The sequence below is a fragment of the Rubrivivax sp. A210 genome (assembly GCF_904426505.1).
Classification (GTDB): domain Bacteria; phylum Pseudomonadota; class Gammaproteobacteria; order Burkholderiales; family Burkholderiaceae_C; genus Rubrivivax.
In genome coordinates, this window is sequence record NZ_CAJGBN010000023.1 from 67,699 (window position 1) to 85,758 (window position 18,060).

General features: G+C 70.8%; 20 protein-coding genes. 11 read left to right on the top strand and 9 right to left on the bottom strand.

The features are described 5' to 3' along the window. The first annotated feature begins 4 nt into the window (after positions 1 to 4). The gene (locus JMV16_RS13980) at positions 5 to 1,072 is read left to right on the top strand and encodes a calcium:proton antiporter (protein WP_411565031.1); all 1,068 of its coding nucleotides are present in this window, start codon (positions 5 to 7) and stop codon (positions 1,070 to 1,072) included. Positions 1,073 to 1,091: 19 nt separating this feature from the next. Here the strand turns inward: JMV16_RS13980 and JMV16_RS13985 are convergent, their stop codons facing one another. Further along, positions 1,092 to 1,709, bottom strand: coding sequence for a glutathione S-transferase C-terminal domain-containing protein (locus JMV16_RS13985; RefSeq protein WP_201494902.1), 618 nt, complete (start codon positions 1,707 to 1,709; stop codon positions 1,092 to 1,094). Between the two features lie 319 nt (positions 1,710 to 2,028). Between JMV16_RS13985 and hpf the strand changes: the two genes are divergently transcribed. The 3 genes from hpf to hprK all read left to right on the top strand — a co-directional run bounded on the left by hpf (position 2,029) and on the right by hprK (position 4,050). After that, a complete protein-coding gene (gene hpf, locus JMV16_RS13990) occupies positions 2,029 to 2,370 on the top strand; it encodes a ribosome hibernation-promoting factor, HPF/YfiA family (protein WP_201494903.1) in 342 nt (113 codons plus the stop codon). 233 nt (positions 2,371 to 2,603) lie between these two features. After that, positions 2,604 to 3,074, top strand: a complete 471-nt coding sequence (locus JMV16_RS13995; protein WP_201494904.1) for a PTS sugar transporter subunit IIA — start codon at positions 2,604 to 2,606, stop codon at positions 3,072 to 3,074. Between the two features lie 16 nt (positions 3,075 to 3,090). Then, complete coding sequence (hprK, locus tag JMV16_RS14000; RefSeq protein WP_201494905.1) at positions 3,091 to 4,050, top strand: HPr(Ser) kinase/phosphatase; 960 nt, start codon at positions 3,091 to 3,093, stop codon at positions 4,048 to 4,050. Positions 4,051 to 4,166: 116 nt separating this feature from the next. Here the strand turns inward: hprK and fur are convergent, their stop codons facing one another. Continuing rightward, a complete protein-coding gene (gene fur, locus JMV16_RS14005) occupies positions 4,167 to 4,598 on the bottom strand; it encodes a ferric iron uptake transcriptional regulator (protein ID WP_201494906.1) in 432 nt (143 codons plus the stop codon). A gap of 148 nt (positions 4,599 to 4,746) precedes the next feature. On the opposite strand from fur, the gene JMV16_RS14010 reads away from it, so the two are divergent. From JMV16_RS14010 to holA, 7 genes are all read left to right on the top strand, one after another. Continuing rightward, positions 4,747 to 5,268 (top strand): outer membrane protein assembly factor BamE, encoded by a 522-nt coding sequence (locus JMV16_RS14010; protein ID WP_201494907.1) that lies wholly within the window; start codon positions 4,747 to 4,749, stop codon positions 5,266 to 5,268. A gap of 10 nt (positions 5,269 to 5,278) precedes the next feature. Then, complete coding sequence (dapB, locus tag JMV16_RS14015; RefSeq protein WP_201494908.1) at positions 5,279 to 6,079, top strand: 4-hydroxy-tetrahydrodipicolinate reductase; 801 nt, start codon at positions 5,279 to 5,281, stop codon at positions 6,077 to 6,079. Between the two features lie 18 nt (positions 6,080 to 6,097). Continuing rightward, positions 6,098 to 6,754: a MotA/TolQ/ExbB proton channel family protein gene (locus JMV16_RS14020; protein ID WP_201494909.1), complete on the top strand. Its 657-nt coding sequence runs from the start codon at positions 6,098 to 6,100 to the stop codon at positions 6,752 to 6,754. Positions 6,755 to 6,762: 8 nt separating this feature from the next. Next, positions 6,763 to 7,197 (top strand): ExbD/TolR family protein, encoded by a 435-nt coding sequence (locus JMV16_RS14025; RefSeq protein WP_201494910.1) that lies wholly within the window; start codon positions 6,763 to 6,765, stop codon positions 7,195 to 7,197. 28 nt (positions 7,198 to 7,225) lie between these two features. After that, positions 7,226 to 9,901 (top strand): leucine--tRNA ligase, encoded by a 2,676-nt coding sequence (leuS, locus tag JMV16_RS14030; RefSeq protein WP_201494911.1) that lies wholly within the window; start codon positions 7,226 to 7,228, stop codon positions 9,899 to 9,901. Next, complete coding sequence (gene lptE / locus JMV16_RS14035; protein WP_201494912.1) at positions 9,888 to 10,391, top strand: LPS assembly lipoprotein LptE; 504 nt, start codon at positions 9,888 to 9,890, stop codon at positions 10,389 to 10,391. Before leuS ends, lptE begins: the two co-directional genes overlap by 14 nt. A gap of 121 nt (positions 10,392 to 10,512) precedes the next feature. Next, the gene (holA, locus tag JMV16_RS14040; protein WP_201494913.1) at positions 10,513 to 11,601 is read left to right on the top strand and encodes a DNA polymerase III subunit delta; all 1,089 of its coding nucleotides are present in this window, start codon (positions 10,513 to 10,515) and stop codon (positions 11,599 to 11,601) included. A gap of 81 nt (positions 11,602 to 11,682) precedes the next feature. On the opposite strand, the gene JMV16_RS14045 is transcribed toward holA, so the two are convergent. From JMV16_RS14045 to JMV16_RS14075, 7 genes are all read right to left on the bottom strand, one after another. Next, on the bottom strand, positions 11,683 to 13,929 hold the full coding sequence (locus tag JMV16_RS14045; RefSeq protein ID WP_201494914.1) for a tetratricopeptide repeat protein: 2,247 nt from the start codon (positions 13,927 to 13,929) through the stop codon (positions 11,683 to 11,685). 137 nt (positions 13,930 to 14,066) lie between these two features. After that, positions 14,067 to 14,366: a hypothetical protein gene (locus JMV16_RS14050; RefSeq protein ID WP_201494915.1), complete on the bottom strand. Its 300-nt coding sequence runs from the start codon at positions 14,364 to 14,366 to the stop codon at positions 14,067 to 14,069. A 121-nt stretch (positions 14,367 to 14,487) separates the two neighbouring features. Continuing rightward, entirely contained in the window at positions 14,488 to 15,390 is a 903-nt protein-coding gene (locus JMV16_RS14055; RefSeq protein WP_201494916.1) for an NAD(P)-dependent oxidoreductase, read from the bottom strand. After that, positions 15,387 to 15,881 carry a CinA family protein gene (locus JMV16_RS14060; protein ID WP_201494917.1) on the bottom strand — a complete coding sequence of 165 codons (495 nt, stop codon included), beginning with the start codon at positions 15,879 to 15,881 and terminating at the stop codon, positions 15,387 to 15,389. The genes JMV16_RS14055 and JMV16_RS14060 overlap by 4 nt, the downstream gene beginning before the upstream one ends. Continuing rightward, positions 15,878 to 16,423, bottom strand: a complete 546-nt coding sequence (locus JMV16_RS14065) for a phosphatidylglycerophosphatase A (protein ID WP_201494918.1) — start codon at positions 16,421 to 16,423, stop codon at positions 15,878 to 15,880. The genes JMV16_RS14060 and JMV16_RS14065 overlap by 4 nt, the downstream gene beginning before the upstream one ends. Next, positions 16,423 to 17,385 carry a thiamine-phosphate kinase gene (gene thiL, locus JMV16_RS14070; RefSeq protein WP_201494919.1) on the bottom strand — a complete coding sequence of 321 codons (963 nt, stop codon included), beginning with the start codon at positions 17,383 to 17,385 and terminating at the stop codon, positions 16,423 to 16,425. Before thiL ends, JMV16_RS14065 begins: the two co-directional genes overlap by 1 nt. Continuing rightward, positions 17,385 to 18,047, bottom strand: coding sequence for a response regulator transcription factor (locus tag JMV16_RS14075; RefSeq protein WP_201494920.1), 663 nt, complete (start codon positions 18,045 to 18,047; stop codon positions 17,385 to 17,387). The genes thiL and JMV16_RS14075 overlap by 1 nt, the downstream gene beginning before the upstream one ends. Positions 18,048 to 18,060 lie beyond the last annotated feature (13 nt).

Genomic DNA, 18,060 nt, shown 5'->3' on the forward strand with positions numbered 1-18,060 from the left:
TCAGGTGAAACCCTGGCCCCTGCTGACCCCACCCGCCGCGCTGGCGTGGCTCGCCCTGATGCTGGGCCAGCCGGGCGTGGGCCTGCTGCAACTGATCGGCGCGCTGGCCCTGGTTGGCGCCGTGGTGGCCGCCGTCCACCATGCCGAGGTCGTGGCCCACCGCGTCGGCGAGCCGCTGGGCACGCTGGTGCTGGCGCTGGCCATCACGGTGATCGAGGTGGCGCTCATCGTCTCGTTGATGCTCAGCGGCGGCGCCACCGCCGCGGCCCTGCCGCGCGACACCCTCTACGCCACGGTGATGATCATCTGCAACGGTGTCATCGGCGCCTGCCTGCTGGTGGGCGGCCTGCGCCACCGCGAGCAGAGCTTCCAGGTGGCGGGCACCGGGCCGGCGCTGGCGGCGCTTGTCGTTCTATGCACCATCGCGCTGGTGATGCCAGTCTTCACCACCAGCTCGCCCGAGGGCACTTACACCGAGGCGCAGCTGGTCTTCGTCGGCCTGGCGTCGAGCGCGCTGTGGGCGGTCTACGTCTTCGTGCAGACGGTGAGCCACCGCGACTATTTCCTGCCCGCCAGCGACGCCGCCGACGAATCGGTACACGCTCAACCGCCCACAAGGCTGCAGGCCGGCCTGAGTGCGCTGCTGCTGCCGCTGGCCCTGGTGGCCGTGGTCGGCCTGGCCAAGGCGCTGTCGCCGCTGGTCGAGGGCCTGGTGAACGCGGCCTCGCTGCCCAAGGCGGTGGTCGGCATCGTCATCGCGCTGGTGGTGCTGATGCCCGAGACCTGGGCCGCGCTTCGCGCCGCGCGTGCCAACCGCCTGCAGACCAGCATGAACCTGGCACTGGGCTCGGCCCTGGCGAGCATTGGCCTCACGGTGCCGGCCGTCGTGGTGGCCGCCACCTGGCTGGACCTGCCCCTGGTGCTGGGCCTGGCGCCCAAGGAGATGGCGATGCTGGCGATGACCTTCCTGGTCAGTGCCATCACGCTGGGCACCGGCCGCACCCATCTGATGCAGGGTGCGGTTCACCTGGTGGTGTTCGCGGCTTTTGTCTTTCTCGCCTTCGTGCCCTGACGGGCCGGGACAGCCGCGGCTAGGCGCACGGCGGCGCGCTGTCGACGAAGCTCTGGCGCGCCGCCAGCTTGTCGTAGAGCTTGGCCAGCTTGGGATGGTCGCCGCGCCAGTCGACATCGGCGAAGCGGAATTCCAGATAGCCGAGGGCGCAGCCCACGGCCACGTCGGCCAGCGTGAAGTGGTTGCCGGCGCAGAAGGGCTGGTCGCCCAGACCCTGGTTCATGGCCTTGAGCGCGTTCTGGATGGTGCGCATCTGGCGCGCGATCCAGGCCGGGCTGCGCTCGCCCGCGGCACGGCCGGCCCACTGGGCCTCCAGGCGCGCGGCCACGGCGGCATCGAGCAGGCCGTCGGCCAGCGCCTCCCAGGTGCGAATCGCGATGCGCTCGCGGCCCGTGGGCGGGATCAGCTTGCCCACCGGCGACAGGGTGTCGAGGTATTCGACGATCACGCGCGAGTCGAACACCGCCTCGCCGCCTTCCATCACCAGGCAGGGCACCTTGCCCAGCGGGTTGCTCTTGAGCACCGCTTCGGTGTTCCAGGGATCCTCGATCACCAGCTGGAAATCGAGCTTCTTCTCGGCCATCACCACGCGCACCTTGCGCACGTAGGGGCTGGTAAACGATCCGATCAGTTTCATTTTTTGCGTAGCCATGCCGTCCCTGGTCACTTCCATTCTAGCGACGGCACTTTGCCCGCGGCGTGGCAGGGCGCGCCACCGTGACCTGCCGCACACCCCGCAACCGGACGACCTTCCGTCCTTGACCGATCTCAATTCGGACACATTTCGGCTCATGGGGCTCGCTTGTCATGCCGATGTAACGGGGGCACACTAGGTCTGACTCCCCACCGCCTATGCCGTACCGCGGGCCCGCTCTCCCCCTCCCTACCCCCACCCTTCCCCCGGGCCGACGGCTGCGCCGCCGGCCGCTTTCCCACCCCTCGCAAAGGAGGTTCTGATGAACTTGACGATCAGCGGCCATCACCTCGAAGTCACTCCTGCCCTCCGGGAGTACGTCCTTACCAAGCTAGACCGCGTGACGCGGCATTTCGACCAGGTGGTGGACGTCACCGTGCTGCTGACCGTGGAAAAGCTGAAGGAAAAGGAACGAAGGCAGAAGGCCGAGGTCACGCTGCATGTGAAGGGCCGTGACATCTTCGTCGAGCAGTCGCACGAAGACTTGTATGCCGCCATCGACCAGCTGATGGACAAGCTCGACCGCCAGGTCGTGCGCTACAAGGACAAGCTCCAGGACCATCACCACGAATCGCCCAAGCGCCTGGGCGCCGGCGCGCCCTGAACCGCGCTCGCGTCCCGGACGACGGCCCCGCGGGGCCGTTTTTCATGGCACGCCGCCGCCGCTGGGGCAATCGGCATCTTCCGAAATGTTGCTGCATTGCAGCAATAGTTCATCAGGCACCCGAATCAATGTGACCCAAGCTGCAGCTTTTGCAACACGGTTGCTATGATGATCAGTTCGATCAACACCTTCGGTCGCGGCCTGGCATCAACGCCGCGGAGGGGAAAGTTCCGATGAACCGTCTCGCCGCCATCCTGCCCGCCAGCAATGTGCTGGTGAACGTGGATGCGACCAGCAAGAAGCGTGTGTTCGAACAGGCCGGCCTGCTGTTCGAGAACCAGCACGCCATTGCACGCGGAACCGTCACCGACAACCTCTTCGCTCGCGAGCGCCTGGGTTCCACCGGCCTGGGCCACGCGGTGGCCATTCCGCACGGCCGCATCAAGGGGCTGAAGAACCCGCTCGCCGCCGTGGTGCGGGTGCAGCAGGCCATTCCCTTCGACGCCCCCGACGACGAGCCGGTGTCGTTGCTGATCTTCCTGCTCGTGCCCGAGGCTGCCACGCAGCGCCATCTCGAGATCCTGTCCGAGATTGCCGAGATGCTGTCCGACCGCGAACTGCGCGAGCGCCTCAAGACCGAGCCCGACGCCGCGGGCGTCCACAAGCTGATCTCCGACTGGCAGCCGCTCAAGTCGGTGGCCTGAGCGCCTTGCCCCGCGCATGAAGCCCACCTCGATCAGCGCCGAGGCGCTCTTCGAGGCGCACCAGGAGGTGCTGCGCTGGGAGTGGATCGCCGGCCACGCCCACCCTGAACGCCGTTTCGCCGACGCCGCAGTGCGCGAGGCGCGCTCGGCGGCCGACCTGGTGGGCTACCTGAACTACATCCACCCCTACCGGATGCAGATCGTCGGCCGCCGCGAGGTCGCCTACCTCACCGCCACCAGCGCGCCCGAGGACCAGGAACGGCGCATCTCGCGCATCGTGACGCTGGAACCGCCGGTGATCATCGTCGCCGACGAGCAAACGCCGCCCGACCGCCTGGTGGCGATGTGCGACCGCGCCGAGATCCCGCTCTTCGTCACCACCGCCTCGGCCGGCCATGTGATCGACGTCGTGCGCGGCTACCTGGGCCAGCATTTCGCCGACCGCACCACGCGCCACGGCGTCTTCATGGACATCCTGGGCCTGGGCGTGCTGGTCACTGGCGAATCGGGCCTGGGCAAGAGCGAACTGGGGCTGGAACTCATCAGCCGCGGCCACGGCCTGGTGGCCGACGATGCGGTGGACATCTTCCGCATCTCGCAGACGGCGCTGGAAGGCCGCTGCCCGGCGCTGTTGCAAAACCTGCTGGAAGTGCGCGGCATCGGCCTGCTCGACATCAAGGCCATCTTCGGCGAGACCGCGGTGCGCCGCAAGATGCGGCTCAAGCTCATCGTCCACCTCGTGCGCAAGGAGACGATGGAGCGCGAGTTCGAGCGCCTGCCCTACGAGCCGCTGCACGAAGAGATCCTGGGCCTGCCGGTGCGCAAGGTGGTGATCGCGGTGGACGCCGGCCGCAACCTGGCGGTGCTGGTCGAGGCCGCGGTGCGCAATACCGTGCTGCAGCTGCGCGGCATCGACACCTACCAGGATTTCATCCGTCGCCACCAGGCGGCGATGGAACAGGGCGGGGACAGCTGATACGGGTTCGCATTCGACCGTCTATCGTCGTTGGGTCGCCTCGCCGCGCGTCAGCACTGTCTTCGGCTCCCCGCCAGGTTCTACGGCCGAATGCGAACCCGTATGCGCGGCAGCGCCTACTTGCTGTGGCGGTGCGGGCACTCCGCCTTGCTGCAGCGCGCATACAGCGCCAGCGAATGCTCCTGCAACTCGAAGCCGCGTGCCACCGCCACGGCGCGCTGGCGCACCTCGATCTCGGGGTCGAAGAACTCCTCGACGCGGCCGCAATCCAGGCACACCAGGTGGTCGTGGTGGTGGCCCTCGTTCAACTCGAACACCGCCTTGCCGCTCTCGAAGTTGCTGCGCGTCAGCAGGCCGGCCTGCTCGAACTGCATCAGCACGCGGTAGACGGTGGCCAGGCCGATGTCGGCGCCCTCGGCCAGCAGGGCGCGGAACACATCCTCGGCGCTCATGTGGCGACGCTCGGTGTGCTGGAAGACCTCCAGCACCTTGATGCGCGGCAGCGTGGCCTTGAGCCCGCTGCTCTTCAGATCGTCGGCGTTCTTCACTCGCCACTCCTCTACGGTGGACCGACGACCGGCCGCTAGAATCCGCCCATCATAGCCAGCCGGGCCCGCCCTGGCCGGCCTGTGCCCATCGCGCCGCCGCCGTGGCCGCGGCCCCGGGAACCCCCACTGCCCACCCGCGTTGCCGTCCATGCGCCCATCGCCCCTCGTCCTCATCGCTTTAGCAGCACCCCTCTTGCTCGGCGGCTGCGAATCGCTGCAGCGCACCGACAGCCTGTTCGGACTCATCACGCCCTACCGCATCGACATCGTGCAGGGCAATGTCGTCACGCGCGAGCAGCTGGCCCTGCTCAAACCGGGGCAGACGCGACTGCAGGTGCGCGACATCCTGGGCACGCCGCTGCTGGCCGACCCCTTCCACGCCAACCGCTGGGACTACCTCTTCAGCCTGCGCCGGCCCGGCGCCACGATTCAGCGGCGCAGCGTGGTCGTGCTGTTCGACGGCGATGCCGTGAAGTCCATCGAAGCCGCCGAGTTGCCGTCGGAGCGCGACTTCGTGGCCTCGATCAGCCGCCACGAGACCCGCCCCGTGCCCAAGCTCGAGCTGAGCGAGGACGAGCGCAAGGCGCTGCCGCTTCCGGTGCGCCCGCCGGCGCCGCCGGCCGAGCCGGTGGGCCCGGTGCGCAGCTATCCGCCGCTGGAAAAGAGCTGAGGGCCGCGCCATGCTGAAGATTGCGATTGCCGGGGCTTCGGGCCGCATGGGCCACATGCTGATCGAGGCCGTGCTGGCCAGCGGTGATTGCACGCTGGCCGGCGCGCTCGACATCGCCGGCAGCCCGGCCCTGGGCCAGGACGCGGGCGCCTTTGCCGGCCGTGCCACCGGCATCACCATCACATCCGACCTGCGCCAGGGGCTGGCCGGCGCCGACGTGCTGATCGACTTCACACGCCCCGAGGGCACGCTGGCCCACCTGGCCGTGTGCCGCGAACTCGGCGTGCGCGCCGTCATCGGCACCACCGGCTTCACGCCGGCGCAGAAGGCCGAACTCGCCGCCCACGGCCAGCACCTGGCCCTGGTGTGGGCGCCGAACATGAGCGTGGGCGTCAACGTCATGCTGCGCCTGCTGGACCAGGCGGCGCGGGCGCTGGGCGAGGGCTATGACATCGAGGTCGTCGAGGTCCACCACAAGCACAAGGTCGATGCGCCCAGCGGCACGGCGCTGGCGATGGGCGAGGCGGTGGCACGGGCGCGCGGTGTCAGCCTGGACACGCACGGCGTGTTCGCCCGCCACGGCCACACCGGCGAGCGCCCGGCCGGCGCCATCGGATTCGCCACGCTGCGCGGCGGCGACATCGTCGGCGAGCACACGGTGATGTTCGCCGGCACCGGCGAGCGCATCGAGATCTCGCACAAGAGCGGCAGCCGCGCCAACTATGCCGAAGGCAGCCTGCGCGCCGCGCGCTTCCTGGCCGGCCGCGCGCCGGGCGCCTACGGCATGGGCGACGTGCTGGGCCTGGAATGACCGCCGCGGGCTGATGCCATGCAAGGCCTGGAGCACTTCTGGACCCAGGCCGATGCCGTCGGCCGCAGCGTTGCGCTGCTGCTGCTGGCGATGTCGGTGACGGCCTGGGTGCTGGTGCTGTGGAAGGGCTGGCTGCTGCGGCGCGCCGCCGCCGACATCGCACGCGCCGTGCCCGCCTTCTGGGACGCCGCCACGCTGGCCGAGGGCCAGGCCCGCGTCGCCGCGATGGACCGCGAGCAGGTGCTGCTGCCGCTGCTGGCCGCCGCCACCGCCGAGCCGCCGCGCGGCACGCTGGAGGCCGCCGGCCAGCAGGAGGCCCAGCTGACGCGGCGCCTGCGCGACGCGCTGCACCACGGCCTGGCCCATCTGCAGTTCGGCCAGGTGCTGCTGGCCTCCATCGGCAGCACGGCGCCCTTCGTCGGACTCTTCGGCACCGTCTGGGGCATCTACCACGCGCTGGCCGGCATCGCCGCCGCCGGCAGCCTGAGCATCGACAAGGTCTCCGGCCCCATCGGCGAGGCGCTCATCATGACCGCCGCCGGCATCGCCGTGGCCGTGCCCGCGGTGCTGGCCTACAACGTCTTCGGCAAATGGGTCGCGGCCTGCGAGGCCGAGCTCGAGGGCTTTGCCCACGACCTGCGCCAGATGGTGCTCGACAAGCTGCGCGGCGACTGAGCACCGACATGGCCTTCGGACGCCTGGAGCGCAGCCCCGCCTCGCAGCCGATGAGCGAGATCAACATGACGCCGCTGATCGACGTCATGCTGGTGCTGCTGGTGATCTTCATCATCACCGCGCCGCTGCTGGCCAGCAGCCTGCGCCTGGATCTGCCCAAGGCCGCCGCCGGCGCCGCCAGCGACGCGCCGGCCTTCCTGGCCCTGGCCATCGACGCCCGCGGCCAGGTCTTCCTGGGCGAGACGCCGCTGCCGGCCGCGAGTGCGCGCGAGCAGGTGATGGCGCGCGCCCGCGAGGCGGCGCGGCGCGACGCCACGGCCGAGGTGCAGCTGCGTGCCGACAGCGCCGTGCCCTATGGCCGCGTCGCCGAGCTGATCGCCTGGGTGCAGGAAGCCGGGCTCACGCGCATCGGCCTGGTCACCGAGGCGCCGCCGCCCCGTTGAACGGGTAGGGTCTCCGTAGAATCGCGGGATGAACGACAAATACGTCCCCGCCGAAGTCGAAGCCGCCGCGCAGGCCCATTGGGCCGCGACCGACGCCTACCGCGTCACCGAAGACGCGAGCCGGCCCAAGTTCTACGTCTGCAGCATGCTGCCCTACCCCAGCGGCAAGCTGCACATGGGCCATGTGCGCAACTACACCATCAACGACATGATGGCGCGCTACCTGCGCATGAAGGGCCTGAACGTGCTGATGCCGATGGGCTGGGACGCCTTCGGCCTGCCGGCCGAGAACGCCGCCATCGACAACAACGTGCCGCCGGCGGCCTGGACGCGCGCCAACATCGCCGACATGAAGGCGCAGATGCGGCCGCTGAGCCTGGCCTTCGACTGGAGCCGCGAACTCGCCACCTGCGACCCCGGCTACTACAAGTGGAACCAGTGGTTCTTCCTGAAGATGCTCGAGAAGGGCATCGCCTACAAGAAGACCCAGGTCGTCAACTGGGACCCGGTCGACCAGACCGTGCTGGCCAACGAGCAGGTGGTGGACGGGCGCGGCTGGCGCAGCAATGCCATCGTCGAGAAGCGCGAGATCCCGGGCTACTACCTCGCCATCACGCAGTACGCCGACGAGCTGCTGGCCGGCGTGGCCGACACCACCCACCCCGACTACCTGGAAGGCTGGCCCGAGCGCGTGCGCCTGATGCAGGAGCACTGGATCGGCAAGAGCGAAGGCGTGCGCTTCGCCTTCACGCATGACATCCGCGGCGACGACGGCGCGCTGATCCAGGACGGCCGCATGTACGTCTTCACGACGCGCGCCGACACCCTGATGGGCGTCACCTTCTGCGCCGTCGCGCCCGAGCACCCGCTGGCCACCCACGCCGCGCGCCACAACCCAGAACTCGCCGCCTTCATCGAGGAATGCAAGAAGGGCGGCACCACCGAGGCCGAGATGGCGCTCAAGGAGAAGGCCGGCCTGCCCACCGGCCTGACGGTGCGGCACCCGCTCACCGAAGAGGACGTGCCGGTGTGGGTGGGCAACTACGTGCTGATGAGCTATGGCGACGGCGCCGTGATGGGCGTGCCGGCGCACGACGAGCGCGACTTCGCCTTCGCGCGCAAGTACGGCATCGACATCCTGCAGGTCGTCCACGTCGACGGCGAGCACTTCGACTACGAGCGCTGGCAGGATTGGTATGCCGACAAGCAGACGGGCGTCACCGTCAACTCGGGCAACTGGAGCGGCCTCAGCTACACGCTGGCGGTGGACGCCATCGCCGGCGAACTGGCGCGCCTGGGCCTGGGTGAGAAGAAGACGACCTGGCGCCTGCGCGACTGGGGCATCAGCCGCCAGCGCTACTGGGGCACGCCGATACCCATCGTCCACTGTGCAGACTGCGGCAGCGTGCCGGTGCCCGAGAAAGACCTGCCGGTGCTGCTGCCCGAAGACCTGGTGCCCGATGGCAGCGGCAACCCGCTCAACAAGTGCGCGTCCTTCCTGAACGTGGCCTGCCCGCAGTGCGGCAAGCCGGCGCGGCGCGAGACCGACACCATGGACACCTTCGTCGACAGCGCCTGGTACTACATGCGCTACTGCTGCCCCGGCAGCGACGAGGCCATGGTCGACGCGCGCAACGACTACTGGATGCCGATGGACCAGTACATCGGCGGCATCGAGCACGCCGTGCTGCACCTGCTGTACGCGCGCTTCTGGACCAAGGCCATGCGCGACCTTGGCCTGGTGAGCTTCGGAGAGCCCTTCAAGAAGCTCTTCACCCAGGGCATGCTGCTCAACGAGAGCTACTACCGCGAGGACGCCACCGGCAAGAAGCGCTGGTTCTACCCGGCCGAGGTCGAGGTGGCCTACGACGACAAGGGCGCACCCACCGGCGCCACGGCGCGCGAGGACGGCCTGCCGGTGTCGCTGGGCGGCATCGAGAAGATGTCCAAGAGCAAGAACAACGTCGTCGAGCCCAAGGACATCATCGCCAAGTTCGGCGCCGACACCGCACGCGTGTTCACCATGTTCGCCGGCCCGCCCGACCAGAGTGCGGCCTGGTCGGACTCCGGCGCCGAGGGCAGCTACCGCTTCCTGCGCCGGCTCTGGGCCTCGGGCCTGCGCCTGGCCCCGCAGATCGCCCAGGCCGGCGCCACGACGGCCGGCGCCAACCCGCCGGCCGCCGCGCTGCGGCGCGAGATCCACCTGCTGCTGCGCCAGGTGAGCCACGATTACGACCGCCTGCAATACAACACCGTGGTCTCGGGCGCGATGAAGATGCTCAACGCCATCGACGACGCGCGCATGGCCACTTCGTTCGGCAACCCGGCCGCCAATGCGGCCGACGCGGCCGACGCCGCGGTGCTACGCGAGGTCTTCGGCATCCTGCTGCGCACGCTCTACCCGGTGGCGCCGCACATCACGCACGCGCTCTGGATCGAGCTGGGCTTTGCCGCAGCCGGCGTCGAAATCCTCAGGTCGCCCTGGCCCCAGGTCGACGAGGCGGCCCTGGTGCAGGCCGAGATCGAACTGGTGCTGCAGGTGGGCGGCAAGCTGCGCGGCGCCATCCGCGTGCCGGCCGCTGCCAGCAAGGCCGAGATCGAGGCGGCCGCGCTGGCCAGCCCCGAGGTGCAGCGCTTTGCCGAAGGCAAGCCGATCAAGAAGGTGGTCGTGGTGCCGGGCCGGCTGGTCAATGTCGTCGTCTGAGCGGCGCCGGCTGCTGGCGGCCGTCTCGGCTGCGGGCATCTCGGCCCTGCTGGCCGGCTGCGGCTTCCAGCTGCGCCAGCCGCCGCGCCTGGCTTTCTCCAGCATCGCGCTGGTCGGCTTCGCGCCGCGCTCGCCGCTGGCCGAAGAGCTCAAGCGCCAGCTCGCGCGCCAGGTCCAGGTGCAGGACGACCCTGCGCGCGCCGAGATCGTGCTGCGCGCGCTGGAAGATGTGCGCGAGCGCAGCATCGTCGCCTCGACCTCGGCGGCCCTGGTGCGCGAGCAGCAGCTCCGCCTGAAGCTGAGCTTTCGCGCCGACACCCCCGGCGGCCGCGAGCTGATTGCACGCGCCGAGCTGCTGGTGGCGCGCGATCTCAGCTACAGCGAGACGGCGGCGCTGGCCAAGGAAAGCGAAGAGGCCGAGCTCTTCCGCGAGATGCAGTCCGACGTCGTCGGCCAGGTGCTGCGCCGCCTGGCCTCGGTGAGCGTATGACCCCCCCGCAGCGCCTTCGGCGCCTTCCCCCACGGGGCGCCGCCAGCGGCCCGGCAGAGCCGGTTCCACGCCGGCCGCGGGATGGCGCGACCACCTGTGTTGCGCGCGCCAGAGAGGCCTGATGCAAATCCGCCTCGACCAGCTCGAACCGCAACTGGCACGCGGCCTGAAGCCGCTTTACACCCTCCACGGCGACGAGCCCCTGCTGGCCCAGGAGGCGGCCGACGCCATCCGCGCCGCGGCGCGCGCCGCCGGCTTTGCCGAGCGCCAGGTCTTCACCGTCAGCGGCGCGCATTTCGACTGGAGCGGCCTGCTCGGCGCGGCCCAGGCCATGAGCCTGTTCGCCGAGCGGCGCTTGATCGAGATCCGGATCCCCTCGGGCAAGCCGGGCAAGGAAGGCTCCGAGGCCTTGCAACGCTATTGCGAACGCCTGCCCGAGGACGTGCTGACCCTGGTGCAGCTGCCCCGGCTCGACGGCCAGCAGACCAAGGCGGCCTGGTTCGGCGCGCTCGACAGCGCCGGCATCAGCCTGCGCGTCGAGGCCATCGCGCTGGGCGCGCTGCCGGCCTGGCTGGCCCAGCGCCTGGCGCGCCAGGGCCAGCGCGTACAGGCAGGTGAGGACGGCCAGCGCGCGCTGGCCTATTTCGCCGACCGGGTGGAGGGCAATCTGCTCGCCGCCCATCAAGAGATCCAGAAACTGGGCCTGCTGCACCCGGCGGGCGAGCTGAGCTTCGAGCAGATCGAGGCCGCCGTGCTGGACGTGGCGCGCTACGAGACCACCCAGCTCGGCGAGGCGCTGTGGAGCGGCAAGCTTTCTCGCGTGCTGCGCATGCTGGACGGCCTGCGCGCCGAGGGCGAGGCCGCGGTGCCGGTGCTGTGGAACCTGGCCGAGGACATGCGCGCGCTGCAGCGCGCCCGCGCGGCGCTGGACGACGGCCGGCCGCTGCCGCTGGCGCTGCGCGAGGCACGCGTCTGGGGCACCAAGGAAAAGCTCTTCGAGCGCGCGCTGCCCCGGCTGGAAGCCCCGGCGCTGGGCCGCCTGGTGGCCGCGGCCAGCATCTGCGACGGCATCACCAAGGGCCTGAAACACCCCGACTGGCCGCTCGAGCCCTGGGACGCGCTGCGTCGACTGGCGCTGCTGGCCGTCGAGGCCCAGGCCGCGCCGCCACGAGGCGCCAGCGCGCGTCCGCCGCTGGCGTTGCAAGCCTGAACAACGCCCGCCTTCAATAGCGGCGCCGCCGCGGGGTATCGGGCAAGACCAGCCCCCCGGATTCCGACCCCGGTTTTCACTTCATGGGGTTGGGTGGGCCCGGCGCCACATCCCGTGCAGCGCCAGTTCGAGATCGCGGGCGAAGCGCGGCGCGTCGAACAATGGCGATGCCCTCGCCCGGTCACGCAGACCGGCGCGCAGCTGGGCCAGCGCCTCCCGGTTCGCAGCATGGCGCACGGCCCGGCGGACATAGTCCTCGGCGTCGGCCGCGATCCAGTCATCCAGACCGACGCAGTGCAGCAGGCTGGCGCCCTGGCTCGACAGCAGGGAGTCACCCGCCAGCGTGAGTGTCGGAACGCCCATCCACAGCGCTTCGCAAGTGGTGGTGATGCCCGGGTAGGGAAAGGTGTCCAGGACGATGTCGACCTCGTCGTGGCAGGCGAGGTAGGCCGCCCGGTCGGGAACGGGCCCGGCAAAGATGACCCGCTCAGCCGAGATGCCGAATGCGGCGAGCCGCTGGGCAATAGGTGGCCGCGCCCGCGGATCGCCCAGCTGCTTGTTCTGCAGGCGCAGGCGCGCGCCGGGCACAGCCTGCAAGACGCGGCTCCAGACAGACAGCGTTTCGTCGCTGACCTTGTTCATCCGCTGGAACGATCCGAAGGTGACGCTTGCGGATGCCAGCCCCGGAGAGGGCCCGACCGCGGGAGCTGCCTTCGGTACGGTGAAGCAGTACAGGCTGTTCGGCAGGTACCAGGCCTGTTCGACAAACTGGGCCCGGCTGGCCTCGGGCAGCGAAATGCGGTCTGCCAGTACGTAGTCCATCGACGACAGCCCGGTGCTCGCCAGGTAGCCCAGCCAGGTGACCTGGACGGGTGCCGGCCTCCAGGCAAAGACGGCCAGCCGGTTGCTTCCGGTGTGGCCGGCGAGGTCGATCAGGACATGGATGCCATCGGCCTGGATGCGGCGCGCAGCGGACTCGTCATCCATGCCCACGATGGACACCCAGCCGGCGAACTGGCGACGCAGCCGTGCCGTCATCTCGTCCTGGCGCCCATTCGTGACATAGGCGAACAACTCGATCCGTCCCCGATCGAGCTGTTCGAGCACCCCCTCGAGAAACTCCGAGACCGGGTGGGCGCGAAGGTCGCCGGAGACCAGCCCGACCCGCAGCAGGGGCGGGTTCGCTTCGCCGGCCAGGCCCTGCCTTGGCAGAGGCCGCACGCCTGCTTCCACCTTGGCACCATAGCGGCGCGCTTCCTCGATGTACTCGGTGGGCTTGCCCAGGAAACTCAACAGGAACAGCATGCTGCTGTGCGCCTCGATGGCCGTCGGGTCCAGCTCGACGGCCTGGCGCAGGCTCGCCACGGCCTCTGCCGGCCGCCCCTGTTCATTCAACTCGACGCCCAGGCCGGCGTAGGCGGCGGCGTGCGACTTGTCGGCAGCCAGGGCGAGCCGGTACTGGGCGATGGCCTCGTCCGATCGTCCCTTGGCGGCGTAGGCGATGCCCAGGTTGGTCAGGCCGGCGGCAGACGTCGGACTGATCGCCACGGCACGGCGGAGGCTGTCGATCGCGGCGTCGACGCGGTCGAGCCCCAGCAGTGCAACGCCATACTGCATCTGCGCGCCGAAGTCCGCGGCCCGGAAGGCTGCCACCCTTTGAAGATGCGCGACTGCCCGCTCGAGTTGCCCGAGCGAACGCAGCACCACCGCGGCGTTCGCATGGGCTTCGGCATGATCCGGCCGGATGGCAATCGCCCGTTGGTACGACTCCAAGGCGGCGGCGCCTTGACCCGCCACCTGGAGCGCATTGCCAAGCAGGAAGTGGAGGCTGGCCGAATTCGGCAAGGCCTCCAGTCCGCGCCTGAGCGGCGCTTCGACGCGGCCGACCTGGCCGGCCTCGACGCAGGCCTTGCAGAACGCCGGGTAGCCCGGCTCGAAGCCCGGATCTGCGCTCACCGCCTTCTCGAAGTGCGCGATGGCCCCCGCCAGATCGCCGCGTGCTCTCGCAATGCCGCCGAGCATGAAAAGGGCGTCCACATTCGACGGATCGACCGCTGTGACCTGCACCAGCTGGTCCTGGGCTTCCTGCTCGCGCTTGAGCTCCAGCAGCACGTAGGCGAGATTGATTCTTGCCGGCACCGACCGCTCGTCCAGCCGGACAGCCTCGAGATAACAGGCAGCTGCGGCATCGAGTTCATTGCGATCCAGGTGGGCGTTGCCTTCGACCCGCTTGGCCTCGCTGGACCCGGGGATGGGCTTTGCGGCGGACGGCGTGGGTGCGACGGCCGGAGCAGCCTTGGTCGCCCGCTTCGTCAACCAGCCGAACATCATGCGCTCCCAGGCCCCAGGCCGCGCCCGGGCGCCCCGGCCTGCGGCTTCGTCGCACGGTTCACTCCGGCGCAAGCCCGGCTTGCCAAGCGGGTCGGCCCGCGCAGGCCCTTGGCTCGAGGCAGCTTGTGCACGGCCTACTGGAGCTGAAGAATCAGCCAGTCGGTGAGCTTGTCGATGTAGGCCGCGTCGTAGCCGGCGTCTTTGAGCGCCCACTTGAACGCGTTGCCCAGGCGCGCCTTCTGATAGCCGTTCAGGCGGTGCTCGCGGGTGAAATCGGCGACGCGCCGCCCGAGCTGCGTCAGCGCCGACCGCGCCTTCGCCTCGAACTTGCGGTCCGTCATCTTGGCGTCGGCCGGTACCAGGGCCATGAAGGCGAGCGCCAGCTCCGATCCGAAGGAGCGTGCCGCACGCGCGTCAAACCAGCCGAAGATCATCTGTAGGTCCCCTGGGTCGCCTCGTCTGCCCTCATGGCCAGGGCTGCGGCCTTGCTGCGTGGCCATGGTCGACGCCAAGCGCATGCGATCTTACTGGGTCGATGCGACCCGAACGGCCTGATCAGTAGCCGCGCTGACGGCTCACCCGATGCACCAGCACCCCGCCGTCGCGCAGCGCGCGCAGGTTGGCCACGGCCACCGCGGCGGCGCTGCGCGGGTCGGTCAGCGCCGCGGCGTGCGGCAGCAGCGCCACGCGCGGGTGGCGCCACCAGGCGTGGTCGGCGGGCAGCGGCTCCTGGTGAAAGACATCGAGCACGGCCTGGCCGAGGTGGCCGGCGTCCAGCGCCGCCAGCAGGTCGGCATCCACCACATGCGCGCCGCGCCCGAGGTTGACCACGCCGGCACCGGGCGGCAGCGCGGCAAACAGCTTCGCATCCAGCAGCCCGCGCGTGGCCGGTGTCAGCGGCAGCAGGTTGATCAGCACCTGCGCCCGCCCCAGCAGCGGCGCCAGCGCACCGCCGTCGCGGCGCCAGCCGTGTACCCGATAACCCTGGGCGGCGATGCGCGCCGCCGCGGCGCGGCCCATCTCGCCCTGGCCCAGCACCAGCACACCGATCTCGTCGGCGCGGCGCTGGGCGTGTACGCGCCATTCACCCCGCGCCTGGCGCCGGCCATAGGCGAAGAAGCCGCGGTGCAGCGCCAGCGTGGCCCACAGCGCGGTCTCGGCCATGGCCGCGGTCATGGCCGGGTCGACCATGCGCGCCACGGGCACCTCGGGCGGCAACGTGGGGTCGGCCAGCAGCCGGTCCACCCCCGCCCACAGGCTTTGCACCAGGCGCAGGCGCGGCAGGCCTTGCAGGCTGCCGGGCGGCGGGTTGGCCACCACGGCGGCCTGCACTTCATCGGCCGCGGCCAGCGCGGATGCGCGGTCCAGCCACTCGGCCTCGGGCATCGCGGCGGCCAGGGCGGCGCGCCACACGGCCCATTCGGCCGCCGCCATGTCGCCGCACAGCAGCAGCTTCATGCGCGCGCCGCCTCGGCCAGCCGCCGCAGCGCCACGGCCACGGTGGCGGCACGCACGGCGTCGCGGTCGCCGGGCAGGTGCAGGCACTCGGCCTGGATGCCCTTCGCCGCGCCCCAGGCCAGCCACACCGTGCCCACCGGCTTGCCCGGCACGGCGCCGCCGGGGCCGGCAATGCCGGTCACGGCCACGGCCAGTTGCACCGGCGCGCGCTGCAGCGCGCCGCCCACCATGGCCTGCGCGACCTCCTCGCTGACGGCGCCGTGGGCCGCGATGAGAGCCGCGTCCACGCCCAGCAACTCGGTCTTGGCGGCATTGCTGTAAGTGACGAAGCCGCGCTCGAACCAGTCGCTGGAGCCGGCGCGGGCGGTGCAGGCGGCGGCGATGAGGCCGCCGGTGCAGCTCTCGGCGGTGGCGATGCGCCAGCCGCGCGCCAGCAGCGCCTCGGCCAGGCGGGCGACGGCGGGCTCGAAGTTCAGGAGTCCCGTATTCATGAATTCCACAGGCGGATGAAGACGGCGATGTAAAGCAGCGTACAGGCGGCGGCCACGAGATCGTCGAACAGGATGCCCACGCCCTGGCGCCAGCCTATGGCCTCGCCGGGCCGCAGCTTGAACAGGCGGTCGGCCCAGCCCACCGGCCCCGGCTTGGCGGCGTCGAGGTAGCGGAACATCGCGAAGGCGGCCAGCTGCATCCAGAAGCCGGCCGGGGTGAGCAGCCACAGGATGATCCAGAAGGCCACGACCTCGTCCCAGACGATGGCACCCGGGTCGGCGATGCCCATGTGCTGCGCCGTGCGCGTACAGGCCCACAGACCCAGAAGCAGGGCCGCCGCAATCACCAGGCCCCAGCTGCCGGGCCCCAGCCAGCGGTCGAGCGCGAGAAAGGACACCCAGCCCCACAGCGTGCCCACCGTGCCCGGCGCCTTGGGGCTGAGGCCGCTGCCAAAGCCCAGCGCCAGCCAGCGCGCCGGGTGGCGCAGCATGAAGCCGGCGCTGACGCGGGCCACGCTGGGGACGGTGGCGACGCCGGCCATCAGGCGAAGTGGTCGAAGCCCTGCCAGGACGGCGCCAGGGCGCGGCCGTCGCCGTCCAGCACCGTGAGGCCGCTGCCGGCCAGGATGCGGCCGCAACGCGTCACCGGCACCCCTGCGGTGCGCCCGGCGGCGAGCACGGCGTCGTGCTGCGACTCGGGCGCGGTGAAGAGCAGCTCGTAGTCGTCGCCGCCGGCGATCAGACACTCCTGCTGCAGCGCCGGCGCCTGGGCCGCCAGGATGGCGCTGCGCGGCAGGCGCTCGAGCTCGACCTCGGCGGCCACGCCCGAGCGCGCCAGGACGTGGCCGAGATCGCCCACCAGGCCGTCGCTGAGGTCGATGGCGCTGCTGGCCACGCCACGCAGCGCCAGGCCCAGGGCCACGCGCGGCTGCGGCAGCTCCATCGCGCGGCGCACGGTCTCGAAGTCGTTGCCAGCGAGCGCGACGCGGCCGCGGAAGACCTCCAGCGCCAGCCGCGCGTCGCCCAGCCTGCCGCTGACCCACAGCTCGTCGCCGGCGCGCGCACCGCTGCGCAGCAGGGCCTGGCCCACCGGCACCTGGCCGAAGACGGTGATGCACAGGTTGAGCGGGCCGGCCGTGGTGTCGCCGCCCACCAGCTCGATGCCCTGCTCGTCGGCCAGCGCGAACAGCCCCTTGGCGAGCCCGGCGACAAAGGCCTCGTCACCGCGCGGCAACGCCAGCGCCAGCGTACATGCCAGCGGCGCTGCACCGCAGGCGGCGAGGTCGCTGAGGTTGACCGCCAGCGCCTTGTGGCCCAGGCGCTCGGGCGCCACGGTGGACAAAAAATGGCGGCCCTCGACCAGCATGTCGGTGGACACCGCCAGCTGCATGCCCGGCAAGGGCGCGAACAGCGCGCAGTCGTCGCCCACGCCCAGCGCCGCCTGACGCAGCGGCCGGCCGGCTCGCGTGAAGTGGCGGGCGATGAGCTCGAACTCGCCGGCCATCAGGCGCGCCCCTGGCCGCGCAGCAGATTGGCCAGCTCCACCGCCGAGCGCGCGCCCATCTTGTCGAAGACGCGCGCCCGGTGAACCTCCACCGTGCGAACGCTGATTTGCAACTCGTCGGCGATCAGCTTGTTGGGCTTGCCGTCCAGCACCAATTCCATCACCTCGCGCTCGCGCTCGGTCAGCTCGGCCAGCGCGCGTGCCACCGCGTCACCGGCGCGGCGCTGCAGCAGGGCCTGGGCGCTGGCCTGCAGCGCCTGCGCGATGCGGTCGACGAGGGCGTTGTTGGAGAACGGCTTCTCGACGAAGTCGAAAGCGCCGCGCTTGACGGCCGCCACCGCGGTGGGCACGTCGCCGTGGCCCGTGAGAAAGATCACCGGCATCAGCGCCAGCAGTCCGGCCTCGGCCAGGCGCTCGAAGAGCACGAGGCCGCTGGTGCCGGGCATGCGCATGTCCAGCACCAGGCAGCAGGGTGCCGGCGGCCAGGCCGGCTGGCCGGGTGCGCGGCGCGCCGTCAGCCAGGCCTCGAAGGCGTCGGCGCTGGCGTGGCCCTCGGACAGCAGGCGGCGCGAGCGCAGCAGCCAGGCCAGCGCGTCGCGCACGACGTCCTCGTCGTCGACGAGGTAGACCATCGGAATGCCGAGCGCGGGATCGGTGGGCATGGGCGGGCCGCAG

Excerpts from the sequence above, each read along its gene's own strand:
- holA (WP_201494913.1), top strand. The coding sequence starts at position 10,513 with ATGCAAATCCGCCTCGACCAGCTCGAACCGCAACTGGCACGCGGCCTG.
- JMV16_RS14065 (WP_201494918.1), bottom strand. The coding sequence starts at position 16,423 with ATGGCCGGCGTCGCCACCGTCCCCAGCGTGGCCCGCGTCAGCGCCGGC.
- JMV16_RS14075 (WP_201494920.1), bottom strand. The coding sequence starts at position 18,047 with ATGCCCACCGATCCCGCGCTCGGCATTCCGATGGTCTACCTCGTCGAC.
- JMV16_RS14045 (WP_201494914.1), bottom strand. The coding sequence starts at position 13,929 with ATGTTCGGCTGGTTGACGAAGCGGGCGACCAAGGCTGCTCCGGCCGTC.
- JMV16_RS14010 (WP_201494907.1), top strand. The coding sequence starts at position 4,747 with ATGCGCCCATCGCCCCTCGTCCTCATCGCTTTAGCAGCACCCCTCTTG.
- hpf (WP_201494903.1), top strand. The coding sequence starts at position 2,029 with ATGAACTTGACGATCAGCGGCCATCACCTCGAAGTCACTCCTGCCCTC.
- dapB (WP_201494908.1), top strand. The coding sequence starts at position 5,279 with ATGCTGAAGATTGCGATTGCCGGGGCTTCGGGCCGCATGGGCCACATG.
- thiL (WP_201494919.1), bottom strand. The coding sequence starts at position 17,385 with ATGGCCGGCGAGTTCGAGCTCATCGCCCGCCACTTCACGCGAGCCGGC.
- lptE (WP_201494912.1), top strand. The coding sequence starts at position 9,888 with ATGTCGTCGTCTGAGCGGCGCCGGCTGCTGGCGGCCGTCTCGGCTGCG.
- JMV16_RS13995 (WP_201494904.1), top strand. The coding sequence starts at position 2,604 with ATGAACCGTCTCGCCGCCATCCTGCCCGCCAGCAATGTGCTGGTGAAC.
- JMV16_RS14055 (WP_201494916.1), bottom strand. The coding sequence starts at position 15,390 with ATGAAGCTGCTGCTGTGCGGCGACATGGCGGCGGCCGAATGGGCCGTG.
- JMV16_RS13985 (WP_201494902.1), bottom strand. The coding sequence starts at position 1,709 with ATGAAACTGATCGGATCGTTTACCAGCCCCTACGTGCGCAAGGTGCGC.
- leuS (WP_201494911.1), top strand. The coding sequence starts at position 7,226 with ATGAACGACAAATACGTCCCCGCCGAAGTCGAAGCCGCCGCGCAGGCC.
- JMV16_RS14060 (WP_201494917.1), bottom strand. The coding sequence starts at position 15,881 with ATGAATACGGGACTCCTGAACTTCGAGCCCGCCGTCGCCCGCCTGGCC.
- JMV16_RS14020 (WP_201494909.1), top strand. The coding sequence starts at position 6,098 with ATGCAAGGCCTGGAGCACTTCTGGACCCAGGCCGATGCCGTCGGCCGC.
- hprK (WP_201494905.1), top strand. The coding sequence starts at position 3,091 with ATGAAGCCCACCTCGATCAGCGCCGAGGCGCTCTTCGAGGCGCACCAG.
- JMV16_RS14050 (WP_201494915.1), bottom strand. The coding sequence starts at position 14,366 with ATGATCTTCGGCTGGTTTGACGCGCGTGCGGCACGCTCCTTCGGATCG.
- JMV16_RS14025 (WP_201494910.1), top strand. The coding sequence starts at position 6,763 with ATGGCCTTCGGACGCCTGGAGCGCAGCCCCGCCTCGCAGCCGATGAGC.